This is a genomic window from Pseudomonas sp. RIT357 (genome assembly GCF_000632245.1).
Classification (GTDB): domain Bacteria; phylum Pseudomonadota; class Gammaproteobacteria; order Pseudomonadales; family Pseudomonadaceae; genus Aquipseudomonas; species Aquipseudomonas sivasensis.
This window is the reverse complement of sequence record NZ_JFYX01000013.1, coordinates 25,586-40,016: the sequence shown is the minus strand read 5'-3', so window position 1 is coordinate 40,016 and position 14,431 is coordinate 25,586. Positions and strand designations below refer to the sequence as shown.

The following is a 14,431-nucleotide window of genomic DNA, read 5'->3' as shown; positions in this document are numbered from 1 at the left end:
AGGATCAGAGATGCAGGTTCATAAAGTTGTCTGGCAGGAGGGCATGCTGCTTCGCCCCCAACACTTGCAGCACAACGACCGCTACTACCGCGAGCAGCTCAACCGCACCCGCTTGCTGGGAATTGATGGCTGGGGGTTCCTGACCCTTGACGTCGATGTGCAATACCTCAATTTGGGCAAAGTGGTCGTCAACCAGGCCAGCGGTGTATTTCCCGATGGCAGCTTTTTCGAGCTGAACAACGCAATGGAACCCCTGGTGTTGCAGGTCCCTGCCAACACCAGTGGGCAGGCTGTGTATCTGGCGTTGCCATTGGCCATCGGCAATCAGGTCGAGGTGCGCCAGCGAGAGCAAAGCGATGTGCTGGCTCGCTACGTCAGTTGCGCAGCGCAGATCAGCGATTCCAATGCCGGTGTTGAGTCCCGTTGCCAGATCAACTGTGCACACCCGGACCTAAGATTGCTGTTAGGCGAGCAACCCGCTGACGCGCTGCATGTGAAACTGCAGGTCGCCCAAGTGCTGGACTCGACGGGCGAGGGAGGTGTGCGGCTGGACGCGGATTTTGTACCGACGTTTATCTATCTGCAAAGCTCTGGCTATGTCTCGTCATGCCTCAAGGAGGTCATCAGTCTGCTCACCACCCGAGGCGATGCGATTGCCGAGAGAATCAGGGGCGGGGGCGGATCGGAGGGCGCTCAGATTGGCGACTTTCTCATGCTGCAATTGATCAACCGTACCGAGTTGGTGTTGCGCCACTTTTTGAGTCAGGGCCAAGTGCGTCCGGAGGCTCTGTACCGGGTGTTGCTGTCGATGCTGGGCGAGTTGTCCACGTTCTCCACCGATAACAAGCGTCCAACGGTGGAAAGTCGTTACAAGCATGGTGAGCAGGGGGCGAGTTTTCGCGGGTTGATGGACGGCATCCGTGCAGTGCTGTCGTTGGTGCTGGAGCAACACGCCATCGAGTTGCCATTGGAGCAGCGGCAGTATGGGGTGCTGGTGTGCCCGGTGAGTGACCTCAAATTGCTGGGCAGCGCGACCTTCATTTTGGCGGCAACGGCGCAGTGCGACTCCGAAGAACTGCGCCACCGCCTGCCGGCACACCTGAAAATTGGCTCCGTGGAGCGCATCCGCGAGCTGGTCAACCTGCACCTCGCCGGTATCAAGGTCAAGCCACTGCCGGTGGCGCCTCGACAGATTCCGTTCCATGCCGGCAAGACCTATTTCATGCTCGAACTCAGTGCCCGAGACATCGCGCAGTTGGAGCAATCGGGTGGCTTTGCATTCCACGCCAGCGGCGAGTTCGCCGGGCTCGAACTCAACTTCTGGGCCATCAGGAACTGAATGCCATGACGATGGACAGCGAATACCCGCAGGACGAGAAAACCGTTCTGCTTGACCTCGATGGTCGCGCGCCCGCCCAGGCGACGGTGACGGACTTCCCATCACCTCCGCGCTTTGAGCAGTTGGAGGACCGGATGATCTACACCGCCGGTCTGCAAGGAGCACAGAGCTTTAATTTCGGGCCCAACGCCCTAGTGGCCGCTGCCTGGGAACTCTTGTCGCAGGTCGTCCAGCTCAAGGGCAGCACCGGCCGGGAAAGCTTGCAGACCCTCAACGATCGATTGTCGTCGGGGATTACCGCGTTTGAAACGCATGCCTTGCACCAGGGCGTAGAGGCTTCCCAGGTCATGTCGGCGCGCTATGTGCTGTGCAGTGTTATAGACGAGGCGGTGGTCACTACGGCGTGGGGCAGTCGCAGTGACTGGTCGAAGACCAGCCTGCTGAGCCGCTTTCACAACGAAACCTTCGGTGGCGAAAAGTTTTTCCGGCTACTGGAGCGCTTATCCCGCGACCCCGTCAAGCACCTGGCGTTGCTGGAGCTGATGTACCTATGCCTGTCACTGGGTTTCGAAGGTAAATACCGCATCATGGAGCGAGGAGGGATGCAGCTGGAAACGGTACGAGATGGTTTGTACCGACAAATCAGGCATGTGCGTGGTGAGCGCCCGCTGATGTCTTCTCCCGCTCCCTTGGGACGGGCACCTGGAGCACGGCTGCGCATAATTTCCGTCACCGGGTTCGTCGTCTTCACCCTCGGCTGTGTGCTGGCTATGTACTTGGCGTTTGCATGGGCATTGGCTAATGAACGCATGACAGTGCTGCAACCCTTTCAAATGTTGGCGCCGGATCAGACACGGTCGCCCTTGTAACGCTGGGAGTAATGAATGAACGCATTCTTCATGGGCGTGGGCACAGTGCTGCGCAAAAGTTGGGTCTGGAGCCTGTTGATCGTGTTGTGCAGCGCGCTGCTCGTATGGTTTTTTGGGCCGTTGCTGGCGGTGGATGATCACCGGTTCTGGCAAGGCGCTCCGGCTCGGCTGTTGACCATCAGTGGATTGTTCCTGCTGTGGGGGCTAGCGATGGTCATGGTGGGTGGGCGCCGTTCCGCACGACTTAACCAGCCTGCACACCAGGAGCGTCATGAGCGCCTGGGGTTGGTCGAGGACGAGCAGAAGCAGGTAAGAGGGCGCTTCAAGGAGGCGTTGCACACGCTGAAAACTTCGCGTCGCTACGGTGAACGCAGTGAGCGTTGGCGCAGCGACTTGCCGTGGTATCTGTTGATCGGGCAGCAGGGAAGTGGCAAGACTCGCCTGTTGGCTGCCTGCGGATCGCACTTTGCGCTTGATCGAGGCGAGGGGATTAAAACCCCTGGCGCGTCACAGTATTTTGATTGGTATCTGGCCGACGATGCCGTACTCGTCGAGAGTGCGGGGCGCTACCTGGCTCAACCGGACAGCGCCGTCGACGGGGCAGGGTGGTCGACGTTTCTAGGCCTGCTCAAAGTCCGGCGCAGGGCTCGTCCGCTCAATGGCGTGATCGTGACCCTGGCGGTGGAGACGCTGCTTGGCAGCAATGAACGCGATCTGGACTTGCATGCGCGAAACGTACATACGCGGTTGCAGGACATCCAGCAGACGCTGCATGTGGATGTGCCGATTTACTTGGTGTTGACCCACGCTGACCGACTGCCAGGCTTTGTGGAATTCTTTGATGCGGCACAGGGCGACAGTGCCGACTCTCTGCTGGGAGAGCGTTTGGTGACAGGCCCGGCCGGTGCTGACATTACCCAGGTCCGTGAAGCGTTCGAGGCGTTGCTGCAACGCCTCGCCGCAGAGTTAATCCCGCGTTTGCATCAGGAGCGAAACGCAGAGCGTCGCGGCCAGATGCTCGACTTTCCGCGGCAGGTCGCGCAAATCGGGGAGCGTTTGTGCCTGTTTGTGGAGTCTGCGTTCTCTGCCCACCGCTTCCAGCGTATTAACGGTTTGCGCGGGTTTTACCTGACGTGTGCACAGACGGCTGACAGACGTTCCCACTTTGTACAGGGCCTGTTCAACCGGGTGATTGTTGCCGAGGCCAATCTTGCGGGACTGCATACTCCAGAGCGACAGCGTATCCGTCGACATCAAGGGTTGCTGGCGGTGGCGGCTTCCCTGGCTATTCTCGGCGCGGGAGGGCTGTGGGCCTACAGCTATTCGGTCAACCACCAACGCTTGATGCAACTGGCTCAACTGAGCAAACCACAGCCGCCCGCCGTGCCAGGGTTGGACGTTACCCTGGCGCGGCTGCCGCTGTTAGATGCTCGCTTGGCCGCTACTCAGGTATTTCCCGCGTTGGCGGACGCTCGATTGGTCGAGCGCGGGGGGTTGTATCAAGGGGAGTTGAGTCGGCCGCTGCTGGTCAGTGCCTATGAAGATTCACTGCGTGAGCAGTTGCTACCTCTGGTCTCCTCGATGCTGGAAGAACAGGTGCGAGCCAGTCTTGGCGACCGCGAGGAACTGCTGGATAGCCTGCGGGCTTACCTGATGCTCAGCCTGCGTGAGCGTCGCGATAACGGTTGGCTCGCGCAGCGTGTAGCCGGTCATTGGTCGGTGCGTTATGCCGGTGATGCTGCGACGCAGAATCGGTTGAATGAACACCTTGCACGATTACTGGGGCTGTCGTTCGAGACGTCCTCGGACGTTGAACTGGTTGCTGAGGCTCGCCAGGAGTTGCGTGGTGAATCCTTGGCAGGCGTGGTCTACCGGGTGCTGCGTGACCAGGCGAGAAGTCTTGAGCCTCTTCGCCTGGCCGAGGGACGGGGGTTTGTCACTGCCGAGCAGCCCATACCCGGCTTCTACACCAAACGGTATGTGCAGTATTTTGAAAGGCAAGGCCCGCGCCTGGTTAACTCCATCGCTCAGGATAATTGGGTCATCGGGGAGGGCGCAGATCTGAGTGCACTGGATTTGCGGCGTTTGATGCTGGAGTTGGAGCAGCGCTATTTCAGTGAGTACGCTGATACGTGGAGTGAGGCGCTTGGTCAAGTTCGTCTGCAGGAAAGTAACAGCCTGAGGCAGCATGCGGACGGGCTTGCCAGCCTGGCGTCAGCGCAGTCGCCGTTGGTGCAACTGTTGCAACAGGTTCGGGAAAATACGCGCTTGCTCTCGGCCACTGATCGCCTTGAGGCCGTTACCCAACAGGTCGTGGATGTGGAGACTTCCGCTTCCAGTGTGTTGCTCAGCCAACTGCAGGGGCAGGCTGCACCTGACTCTGCCCGACGCGCGCTGCAGCGTCGGTTCGACCCTCTGCATCAATTGCTGGATGCGGAACAAAACCCCGGCGTTGAGCTGACGCAGGCTTTGCGGCTGCTCGATGGATGGCATCTGCAACTGGCGGCCCTGAACCGCGAAGGCGTGCCGGAGCAGGCGGTATTTACGATGGTCAGGCAGCGTATGGAAGGGCAACAGCCGTTGTTGGGTAGCCTGCGTGATGCTGCTGCGCGCTTGCCGCTGCCGCTCAAAGGCTGGTTTGAAGGCATTGCCGATGACAGCTGGCGACTACTGCTCGACGATGCCTATGTGTATATCAATCAGCGCTACCAAAGTGAGGTCTATGGCTTTTACACCAAGGCGATCCAGCATCGGTATCCGTTCGATGCCACTGCCACCAGTGATGTCGCCCTTGGCGATTTCCAGGCGTTTTTCAAACCCCAGGGCGCCATGGCGAGCTTTTATGAAAGCTACCTGCGCTCCTTTGTCAGTGCCGAGGGCAGTCGCTATCGCCTACGGGGGCTCGATGGCCGTAGCCTGGGGCTGTCGCGCTCACTGTTAGACCAACTGACCAGAGCCCAGATGATCCGCCAGGGCTTCTTCACCGAAGATCAGGGGGACTGGGCGGTGCGGTTCACGCTGGCTCCCTATAGCCTTGATCAGGCAGTCAGCCGTGCCGTCTTGAGCATTGGGGATCAACACCTTGAATACCGTCATGGTCCGATTGTGCCTATGGCGTTCCAGTGGCCGGGCGAGACGGATAATGGCCGTAGCAGCCTGGTACTGGAGAGGGGTGTGCAGCGGCCGTTGGGGATTGAAAAAAACGCGGGCCCCTGGTCGTTGTTTCGATTTTTCGAGCTGATGCAAAGTGAGCCAGCGATTGGTCAGGGCGCACAGCTGATCAAGGCCGAACTCGATGGCATGCGCGCCAACTTCCTGCTCAGCAGTCAGCGCAGTCTCGGTCCGTTCCAAATGGCGAACTGGCGCACATTCCGCTTGCCGGAGCAACTGTGAACCAGGCACATACCGCGGGATACAGTGCTGGGCGAACGGCCCGGGGCAAGGCGCGTTTGCGCAACGAGGACGCGTTTCTCGACTGCCCCCAGCGGGGGTGTTGGGCAGTAGCCGACGGTATGGGTGGTCATCAGGCTGGGGATGTGGCCAGCCGCTGGGTAATCAGCAGCCTGGCTTCGTTACCTGATCAGGGCAGCTTTGACGAACGGGTCGAGGCCGTGAGGCGGTGTTTGCGATCGCTCGACAGTGAAATGGGGCAAGCAATAAAGCAAGCCGCCGAGGGCATCATGGGCAGCACCGTGGTGGTGCTACTGCGCGAGGGCAATCGCGCCGCGTGCATTTGGGTCGGGGATAGCCGTTGCTATCTGTGGCGGGGACAGCGGTTGTACCAACTGTCGCGGGACCACTCGCTGTGGCAGCACCTGATGGACAAGCAGCAGTTGAGCCTGGAGCAGGCCCAGGCCCATCCAGATGCCAAGGCGTTGACCCGTGCCATTGGCGGCCGACAGCCACTGAGCCTGGCAGTGCTGGAACTCAGTATCCAGCCGGGGGATGTATTTTTGTTGTGCAGCGATGGTTTGTATCAGGGGCTCAGCCACGGCGAACTGGGCAGCGCCCTGAGTGTGGGGACGCCCTTGCAGGTGGTGGATCGCTTATTTACCAACGTAATGCGAGGGGCCGCGCGGGATGACCTGACGGCCGTGGTGGTTCAGCCATGAGTGCAGTCACCGGCCCACCGAACCTGCTTGCAGGACGCTATCACCTCGAACGCGAATTGGGCACAGGCGGGATGGGCGTGGTTTACCGCGCCCGTGATCTGCTGCACGAGGCGTTCGGCGAGCCCAACGCATGGGTAGCGCTGAAGCTGCTGGGCGATACGCTCGCCGAATCCCCCGACGGCCATGTATTGCTGTACAGCGAGTTCGCCCTGACCCGAAGCCTGCGCCACGATCATGTGGTCAGAACGTTTTCCTTCGAGGTTGACACCCCGCGCCAGGTTGCATTCTTCACCATGGAGTTGCTCACCGGTATGACCCTGGACCGGCTGCTCAAGGAGTGCCCTGATGGATTGCCTTGGAGGGAGCTGAAACCCATCGCAATGCAACTCTTGGATGCGCTGGCGTATGCCCACCAGCAGGGCGTTCTGCATGGCGACGTGAAGCCCGCCAATATCATGGTGGGCGAGCAGGGTGTGCAGTTGTTTGATTTTGGTTTGGGGCATGGCGAGGCACAGCAGGCTGCAGGTTTGCCTGGCTTGAGTCGCAGCCGCTTAAACGCCTGGACGCCGGCGTATGCGGCACCGGAATTGATGGCGGGCGGGCGCCTGTCTCCCAGGGCCGATCTGTATGGCGCGGCCTGTGTGATCTATGAACTCGCCCAGGGAAACCGCCCCGGCAAGTGGCAGTTGAATAAGCCATTGCCGAGGCCACGACAACTGCCCCGCCAGTGCTGGTCCGCGTTGCGTTGTGCGTTGGAGGTGGACCCTGAACGACGCACCCTTTCGGCCGAAGAATTGTGCGAAGCGATAAATGGACGGCGACGCCACTGGTTTTTTTAGTGGGTGTATCAGCCGTTCAAATCGTGCAGTTGGCAGTATTCGACCCAACTCAGTCCGGCCATCTGCGCCACTTCCTTGTGCACTTCCAGGCGAAGGGCCTCGAAGTCCTCGGAGGAGTCGGTGGTCAGTTTGAGTGTCAACTCCCATGCAAAGAGACCCTGGCGTTCGGCTTCTGCCTCAAACGCTTCATGCAACCGTTCGGCGCGGTACTGTGCCAGGGTTTCGCCCTTGGCCTGGGCGGCCAGCGGATTCAGGGTGTTCAGTTCTGCGGCCACATCGGGGTGTTCGTTCAAGAATCGGTCCAGCGCGAGCTGGTGGTTATCGCCAGGTGGTGACAAGGGTGTGCTCCAAATCAGATGGAATCAGGCTTCAGTTTTTGGCCCGAGACGAGCCATATGCGCATTAAGCGCAGACAACAGGTATTGAAGCAGATTCCAGGATTGGCCCAGGTCACAACATTCAACAATTGAAAAAAAACCGGCGTTGCCTGCTATTCATTGCTGAAATTTCCGCCCTGAACATGGCAAAAGGCTTTCGCTCCCGGTGTCAGGACGTGTAGCGTTAGCCCCGGTATTTTGGGCACTGCCTTCCATGGGCAGAGGGCGATGGGCAGAGGGTGGGTCATGGCGCAAACGCTGTTCAAACTGTTCTTCACCCAGCGTCTGGCTGCCTTGGCCAGTACCGAGTCGTTGCGTGCGATCCGCGAAGGGCTGCTGTGGATCCTGCCGTGCCTGCTGGTGTCAGCGGGTTTTCTGATCCTGTCCGAATGTGCGCGGGTACTGGGGTTCGATCCGCAGGTGGTAGCGCTCCTCGCAGGGTTGCACAACCAGATCAGTTCAGTGATTCCGCTGCTGGTGGCGGCTTCCATCGGTTACATGCTGGCGATCCAGTACCGCCTGCCGCAGTTACCGGTGGCGTTTCTGTGCCTGGCTCATGTAGTGGTCGCGACCTTTATCCTGCGCGAATACCCCCGCGCGTCTGCCACGTTCGTCCTGTTTATCGCCATTGCCTCACCGCTGCTGAATGTGCCGGCCATGGCCTGGCTGTACCGCTACCGCTGGACCCGCCTGGTCAATGAAGACCTGGTAGGGCACAACCTGCGGGGTACGATCAATATGGTGGTGCCCGGTGCCATCACCGCTCTGGCGCTGGTGGTGGCGCTGTCTTTGTTGCTGCAGATTCCTTACGTGGCGCAGTTGCAGGGGCCCCAGGTGATTGAAGCCCTGGAGTCGCCCTATGGCAGCGGTTTGTTTGTCACGTTGATGAACTCGCTGTTGTGGTTTTTCGGGATCCACGGCGTGTACGCCATGCAACCGCTGTTCGACGTACTGGATCAGGCGGTGGTGCTCAACGGCGCCGCGCTGGCAGCAGGTGAGCCGATCAAATATGTACTCAACAGCGGCCTATTGGGCAGTTTTGCCTTTATCGGCGGCTCGGGCGGTGCATTGTGCTTGCTGGTGGCAATCCTGCTGTTTTCCAAGAGTCAGTCGATGCGCCTGCTGGCCGTGGCGAGCTTGCCGCTCTCGCTGTTCAACGTCAGTGAAGTCCTGCTGTTCGGCCTGCCGATCATCCTCAACCCACGCCTGTTCATTCCGTTTCTGGTAGTCCCTGCCCTGAACGCAATCGTGGCGTTGACCGTGGTGGAGTTGGGGTGGGTATCTCCGGCGGTGGCCAGCGTGCCGTTCACTTCCCCGGTATTGCTCAATGCCTACCTGAGCACCCACGGCGATCTGGCGGCCGTCGCGCTGCAAGTAACGCTATTAGCCCTGGGCACCCTGGTGTACGCGCCGTATGTACGTGCAATCCATCGCCAGGCCGCTGAAGGTGGCACGGTGTACTTGAAATCCCTCGACATGACCTTCCGAGGCCTCGAAGAGAAAGGCCGGCTGCGCGAGCTGGACCCGGTGCTGGCGTCCCACAGGACCTTCGCGCGCCAAGCCAATGAACTGAGCCACATCCAACAGATCAGCGACTACGAGTTCTACCTTGAATTCCAGCCGCAGGTCTCGACACGCACAGGCCTATGTACTGGCTGCGAAGCGCTGATGCGCGCCCGCGATGCCCAGGGCACCGTGCATTCGCCGTGGGAATTCCTGCAATGGTTGGCGCAGGCGCGGCTGATGCCGGACGTGGACGTGTGGGTGGCGTCCCAAGCGATTCGTCAGTATCAGAAGTGGCAAAAGCTCGGTTTTGCGCTGCCCATGACCATCAATATTTCCAGCGCGACCCTGACCGACGCGGCCTATGGCGAACGCCTCGTGGAAATCCTTGCTCAAGCTCACGGGCAAGTGTCGGTGGAGATCACCGAAGACGCGCTGATCAGCGACATCCCGGCCACGCGCCAGACCATCCGCAAATTGCAGGACATCGGCGCCAAGGTCTATATCGATGACTTCGGCACCGGGTTTTCGGCCCTGAGCTATCTGCACCAATTCCCGGTGGACTTCATCAAGATCGATCGCAGTTTCGTGGTGGCCCAACACGATCCCAAAGGCGCCCAAGTGCTGACCGGCATGCTGCGTTTCTGCGAAGCGCTGAACCTGGGCGTGGTGGTGGAGGGCGTGGAGACCGCCGAGCAGTTGGCCTTCCTGAACACCGGCCCTGAGTTGATTATCCAGGGCTGGTATTTCAGCAAGGCACTGCCGGGCGATCAGTTGGAAGGCTTTGTGCGCGAGCGTGAAGCCTTGGCGCAAGCCTAGTAGCCGCGCTGAGTCTGTTCGATGTCTTCGATCAGGCTGTCGATGCCCTCCAGGCGCGTGCGGTTATCGTGGTCCCATGGATGAAAGCCGGGTTTGAAGTAGTGCAGCCAAGGCCGCAGCATCCGTGGGAAAACTCCCTTGGGCCCATACAGAAACTTCAGCATGCGCCAGAAGCCTTTGAGGTGCCCGCCGGCCTTACGGTCTGCGATCAAGAGGCGTACGTGGAAATCCAGTACGACCAGCCAGAAGAACACCGTGGTGGTCAGCATGGCGCCGGTGCGCAGCAGATAGCGCTTGGGGCCGGGCTTGATCACCGTATTCCACACGTCGAAGGCCACAGCCTTGTGTTCGGTTTCCTCCAGAGCGTGCCAGTACCACATCTGCTGGTAGCCCTTGAGTGAGTCGCCAAAGCGGGACGGATCACTGAGCAGGATTTCCGCAAGCATCGCTGTGTAGTGCTCAAGGGCAATGGTGATTGCCAGGTTGAAGGCGGGCGGAAAGTGTTTTTTCTGCAGGTCCAGGACGAACTTGAGACGACGGTCCAGGGTGTGTGCCGGCAGCCCTGCCGCTTGCATCAGGTCGTTGTAGGCCACGTGTTCACGGCTGTGCATCGCCTCCTGACCGATAAAGCCCTGGATCTCTTTTTTCAGCGCAGGGTCCTCCACGCGCTGGCGGTAGTGGCGCACGCTGTCCATGAAAAACAGCTCGCCCTGGGGAAACAGCAGGGACAGGGCATTGAAAAAATGCGTGATGAACGGGCCCTGTTCGTGCCAGTTGGTGATGCGCTCGGCGGGCAGGACAAAACGGACGTCGCGGCGGATAGGCAGCATAGTGCGTGCTCCTGTTCAGAGACGGGGTTCGTCATTGGTTTCAAATACTGGCCTGCGTTGCTTGGGCGCCATGCGTTTGCTGGCGAACACCACCAACGCTTGATAGGCCGCGGGCAGGCAACGGGCGAGCAGGTCGAGGAAATACGCATCGCGGCCGATCAGCACGCGGCGTTTGTTTTTGCGGATGCCTTGGAGGATCACTTTGGCGGCCTGGTCGGCATCGGTGATGAAGAGTTTTTCGAAATCGGCGCGGGCTTGCTGTTCGCTGTGGATCAAGAAGCCGGTCATGTTCGCGTCGATGCGGCTGCTGCGGCAAATGTCGGTCCGAATGCCACCGGGGTGAACGCAGGTGGCCGATACGCCGCAGCGTTGCAGATCCAGTTCCTGGCGCAGTGCTTCGGTGAAGCCGCGCACGGCGAATTTAGTGGCGTTGTAGCCGCTCATTCCCGGTTGGGCAAACAGGCCAAACACGCTGGAGGTGTTGATTACATGACCTTCGCCGCTGGCTTTGAGATAGGGCAGGAACGCCTTGGTGCCGTGGACTACTCCCCAGAAGTTGATGCCGACAATCCATTCCAGGTCGGCATAGTCCACGCCCTCCACGGTGCTGGAGAGGGCCACCCCGGCATTGTTGAACACCAGGTTGACCTGGCCGTGCTCAGCCATGCAGCGCGCGGCCCATTCTTCCATGGCCTGGCGATCGGACACGTCCAGCACCTGGGTGGTGATCATCACGGGTGACAGGGTGGAGGTCTTGATCAGCGTCAGGGTTTGCTCCAGGCCTGAGGCGTTTTTGTCCGCCAGTGCCAGATGGCAACCTTCCCGCGCGAGTGCCAGAGCCAACGCGCGCCCCATGCCGGATGCCGCGCCAGTGATGGCCGCCACGCGACCGTTGAATGACTTCATGACAGGCTGCCTTCTGCGGTGGAATGGGCGGCCGCCGCGGGACGGGCGGGCGTATTGAGCGGTAACCGATCGACTTCATAGTCCTTGAGCGCAAACTGTCGCGTGACCTGCTTGAAGCGCCACGTAGAGCCGGGCCACAGGGTGGTGTTTTTGCCGGTGCGCGGGTCGAGGTACCAGCTCTGGCAACCGCCGGTGTTCCAGATGGTGCGCTTGAGTTGGTCCTGCAGTTGGCGGTTGTACGCTTGTTCCACCGCCGGCTTGACGTCCACTGTGGCGATGCGCTGGCGCTGCATCTGCTTGAGTGCGTCGAGGATGTAGGTCACCTGCGCCTCGATCATCAGGATCATCGAGTTATGTCCCAGACCGGTATTGGGCCCGACGATCAAAAACAGGTTGGGATAACCCGGTACCGTCGTGCCCTTGTAGGCATGGGCGCCGTCGTGCCAGGCGTCCATCAGGTCCACACCGTCGCGCCCGATGATGCAGTCGCGGGGCACGGGGTCGGTAGCTTGGAAGCCGGTGCCGAAGATCAGGCAATCGGCCGGGTGCTTGATGCCGTCGGCGGTGATCACGCCGTCGGCTTCTATGCGCAGCACGCGGTCGGTGACCACCTCGACATTGCTGCGCGACAGCGCCGGGTAGTAGTCATTGGAGATCAGCACGCGCTTGCAGCCGATGGTGTAGTCCGGCGTCAGGGTCTTGCGCAGGGACGGGCGGGCCACTTGCTTGTGCAGATGGCGTTGGGCGATTTTCTGCACCATCTTCATCAGCCTCGGGTGCAGGGCGAAGCCCACTACGCGACCTTCCAGCGCCCAGTAAAAGGCGCCGCGCACCAGGCGCTGGGTGAAAGGCAGGTGCTTGAACAGCCAGCGTTCGAGGGGCGAAATTGCCCGGTCAGGCTTGGGCATGATCCACGGTGGCGTGCGCTGGAACAGGTCCAGGTGGGCCACCTGCGGCGCAATCTGCGGCACGAACTGGATGGCACTGGCGCCGGTGCCGATCACCGCCACGCGTTTGCCTTTCAAGGAATAGTCATGGTCCCACTGCTGGGAGTGGAAGCGCTTGCCCTTGAAGTTCTCCAGGCCTGGAATCTCCGGCAGCGCCGGGCGCGACAGGCCGCCCATACCCGATACCAGCACCCGTGCGCTCACGTGCCGGCCATCGCTGAAGCTCAATTGCCAGCTTTGCTGCTGTTCATCGAATACTGCGCGCTCAAGGCCCTTGTTGAAACGCAGGTAAGGCGCCAGGCCGAAGCGCACAGCGCATTGCTCCAAGTAGGCGCGGATTTCCGCTTGGCGCGCGAACTGTCGCGTCCAGTTCGGGTTGGGCGCAAAGGAAAACGAATACACATGGGACTGCACATCGCAGGCGCAGCCTGGGTAGTGGTTGTCCCGCCAAGTACCGCCGAGGGTCTCGGCCTGTTCGGCGATAAAGAAGTCGGTGAACCCGGCCTCTTTGAGTTTGATGGCCATGCACAGGCCGGCGAAGCCTGAACCGATGATGGCGATGTCGATGGATTCACTGTGGGCATTCATAGGCTGTCCTTGATGGGCATCGGATGTGCTCCTGTTTTTGTTTTGTCTTTTAGATAAAACACCATTGCAAAGGAAAATTGAATTAATTATTTTAAAAAAGATTTTAAATAATCTACCTGAAAATATCGCCTACGCTAGGACCATGTTTGGTATGCACCACTTGTCCGACGGACGAGCACGGTCCGCATGAGGTCAAAGTCCAGGGGGCGGGCGATGGCTGAGGCCTTGACCAATTCCGGTCGGGTCGCCAGCAGCAGGGAAGCAGAGGACCGAGCTATGGCTGTGGAGTGGGTTGCCGCTGCGGCGGGCGCAAGTGCGGTGTTATGGGGCTTCAGCGCCTGGATGACACGGCGCATCGAAGCCGCTGTCCCCATCAATGGGCGCTTGGTGGAGGTCGATGGCGAGCGCTTTCATTATGTAGAAGAGGGCAAAGGCCCACCTCTGGTGATGATTCACGGGCTGATGGGCAGCAGTCGCAACCTGACCTATGCCTTGTCCGGCCAGTTGCGTGAGCATTTTCGGGTGATCACCCTCGACCGTCCCGGGTCGGGTTATTCCACGCGTCATAAAGGCACGGCAGCGGACCTGCCGGCCCAGGCGCGGCAGGTCGCAGCGTTTATGCGAGCACTGGGCCTGGAAAAGCCCCTGGTGTTGGGGCATTCCCTGGGCGGAGCGATATCCCTGGCCCTGGCCCTCGACCACCCCGAGGCCGTATCCGGTCTGGTGCTGGTGGCGCCGCTGACCCATCCCCAACCCACCTTGCCGTTGGTGTTCTGGTCGCTGGCGGTGCGACCGGCCTGGTTACGGCGCTGGGTCGCCCATACCCTCACCGTGCCCATTGGCCTGTTGACCCGGCGTTCGGTGGTCAAGGGCGTATTCGCCCCGGACACCGCTCCCGAAGATTTCGCCACCCAGGGCGGCGGGCTGCTGGGCATGCGCCCCGACAACTTTTATGCAGCCTCCAGCGAGATCGCACAGGTCAACGACTTCCTGCCGGACATGGTCAAGCGCTACTCGCAACTGACGCTGCCCATCGGCCTGATCTATGGCGCGCGAGACAAGGTGCTGGACTTTCGCAAACATGGCCAGGCCCTCGCCGACAAAGTGCCAGGCCTCAAGCTGCAAGTGGTGGAGGGACGCGGCCATATGCTGCCGATCACCGCAACGGCGCGAGTGGTAGAGGCGGTGTTGCAGGTGGCCAAGCGCGCGCGTCCGGCGCAAACGGCCACAGTCCTGCATCCGCCCTTTGCCCTGGCGAACAAATAATCGTGGTCCTCATTGCGGGTTCGAACGGCGCAAATG

The 14,431-nt window shown here is 60.4% G+C and carries 11 protein-coding genes; 7 read left to right on the top strand and 4 right to left on the bottom strand.

Annotated elements, in window-relative coordinates; translation table 11 throughout:
* The first annotated feature begins 10 nt into the window (after nt 1–10).
* From tssK to BW43_RS15755, 5 genes are read left to right on the top strand one after another with little or no spacing between them, the layout of a single operon-like run.
* A complete protein-coding gene (gene tssK / locus BW43_RS15740; protein WP_032886519.1) occupies nt 11–1,339 on the top strand; it encodes a type VI secretion system baseplate subunit TssK in 1,329 nt (442 codons plus the stop codon).
* 5 nt (nt 1,340–1,344) lie between these two features.
* Nucleotides 1,345–2,208, top strand: coding sequence for a type IVB secretion system protein IcmH/DotU (gene icmH / locus BW43_RS15745; RefSeq protein ID WP_032886517.1), 864 nt, complete (start codon nt 1,345–1,347; stop codon nt 2,206–2,208).
* 15 nt (nt 2,209–2,223) lie between these two features.
* A complete protein-coding gene (gene tssM, locus BW43_RS15750; protein ID WP_032886516.1) occupies nt 2,224–5,601 on the top strand; it encodes a type VI secretion system membrane subunit TssM in 3,378 nt (1,125 codons plus the stop codon).
* A complete protein-coding gene (locus tag BW43_RS0127430) occupies nt 5,598–6,320 on the top strand; it encodes a PP2C family serine/threonine-protein phosphatase (protein WP_081797690.1) in 723 nt (240 codons plus the stop codon). The genes tssM and BW43_RS0127430 overlap by 4 nt, the downstream gene beginning before the upstream one ends.
* Complete coding sequence (locus tag BW43_RS15755) at nt 6,317–7,159, top strand: serine/threonine-protein kinase (RefSeq protein WP_032886513.1); 843 nt, start codon at nt 6,317–6,319, stop codon at nt 7,157–7,159. The genes BW43_RS0127430 and BW43_RS15755 overlap by 4 nt, the downstream gene beginning before the upstream one ends.
* An 8-nt stretch (nt 7,160–7,167) precedes the next feature.
* On the opposite strand, the gene BW43_RS15760 is transcribed toward BW43_RS15755, so the two are convergent.
* Entirely contained in the window at nt 7,168–7,497 is a 330-nt protein-coding gene (locus BW43_RS15760; RefSeq protein ID WP_032886512.1) for a DUF6388 family protein, read from the bottom strand.
* A 285-nt stretch (nt 7,498–7,782) separates the two neighbouring features.
* On the opposite strand from BW43_RS15760, the gene BW43_RS15765 reads away from it, so the two are divergent.
* Nucleotides 7,783–9,858, top strand: a complete 2,076-nt coding sequence (locus BW43_RS15765; RefSeq protein WP_032886511.1) for a PTS sugar transporter subunit IIC/EAL domain-containing protein — start codon at nt 7,783–7,785, stop codon at nt 9,856–9,858.
* Here the strand turns inward: BW43_RS15765 and BW43_RS15770 are convergent.
* From BW43_RS15770 to BW43_RS15780, 3 genes are read right to left on the bottom strand one after another with little or no spacing between them, the layout of a single operon-like run.
* Nucleotides 9,855–10,688 carry a metal-dependent hydrolase gene (locus tag BW43_RS15770; protein ID WP_032886510.1) on the bottom strand — a complete coding sequence of 278 codons (834 nt, stop codon included), beginning with the start codon at nt 10,686–10,688 and terminating at the stop codon, nt 9,855–9,857. The two genes, BW43_RS15765 and BW43_RS15770, sit on opposite strands and share 4 nt — an antisense overlap.
* 15 nt (nt 10,689–10,703) lie before the next feature.
* The gene (locus BW43_RS15775; RefSeq protein ID WP_032886509.1) at nt 10,704–11,594 is read right to left on the bottom strand and encodes an SDR family oxidoreductase; all 891 of its coding nucleotides are present in this window, start codon (nt 11,592–11,594) and stop codon (nt 10,704–10,706) included.
* Complete coding sequence (locus BW43_RS15780; RefSeq protein ID WP_032886508.1) at nt 11,591–13,129, bottom strand: NAD(P)/FAD-dependent oxidoreductase; 1,539 nt, start codon at nt 13,127–13,129, stop codon at nt 11,591–11,593. Before BW43_RS15780 ends, BW43_RS15775 begins: the two co-directional genes overlap by 4 nt.
* Nucleotides 13,130–13,405: 276 nt before the next feature.
* Here BW43_RS15780 and BW43_RS15785 point away from each other — a divergent pair, with 276 nt between their 5' ends.
* On the top strand, nt 13,406–14,395 hold the full coding sequence (locus tag BW43_RS15785) for an alpha/beta fold hydrolase (RefSeq protein WP_032886507.1): 990 nt from the start codon (nt 13,406–13,408) through the stop codon (nt 14,393–14,395).
* Nucleotides 14,396–14,431: the final 36 nt, after the last annotated feature.

Bases quoted from the DNA above. Each gene is read 5' to 3' on its own strand.
- BW43_RS15785 (WP_032886507.1), top strand. From the start codon at position 13,406: ATGGCTGTGGAGTGGGTTGCCGCTGCGGCGGGCGCAAGTGCGGTGTTA.
- tssK (WP_032886519.1), top strand. From the start codon at position 11: ATGCAGGTTCATAAAGTTGTCTGGCAGGAGGGCATGCTGCTTCGCCCC.
- BW43_RS15765 (WP_032886511.1), top strand. From the start codon at position 7,783: ATGGCGCAAACGCTGTTCAAACTGTTCTTCACCCAGCGTCTGGCTGCC.
- icmH (WP_032886517.1), top strand. From the start codon at position 1,345: ATGACGATGGACAGCGAATACCCGCAGGACGAGAAAACCGTTCTGCTT.
- BW43_RS15775 (WP_032886509.1), bottom strand. From the start codon at position 11,594: ATGAAGTCATTCAACGGTCGCGTGGCGGCCATCACTGGCGCGGCATCC.
- BW43_RS15780 (WP_032886508.1), bottom strand. From the start codon at position 13,129: ATGAATGCCCACAGTGAATCCATCGACATCGCCATCATCGGTTCAGGC.
- BW43_RS15770 (WP_032886510.1), bottom strand. From the start codon at position 10,688: ATGCTGCCTATCCGCCGCGACGTCCGTTTTGTCCTGCCCGCCGAGCGC.
- BW43_RS15755 (WP_032886513.1), top strand. From the start codon at position 6,317: ATGAGTGCAGTCACCGGCCCACCGAACCTGCTTGCAGGACGCTATCAC.
- tssM (WP_032886516.1), top strand. From the start codon at position 2,224: ATGAACGCATTCTTCATGGGCGTGGGCACAGTGCTGCGCAAAAGTTGG.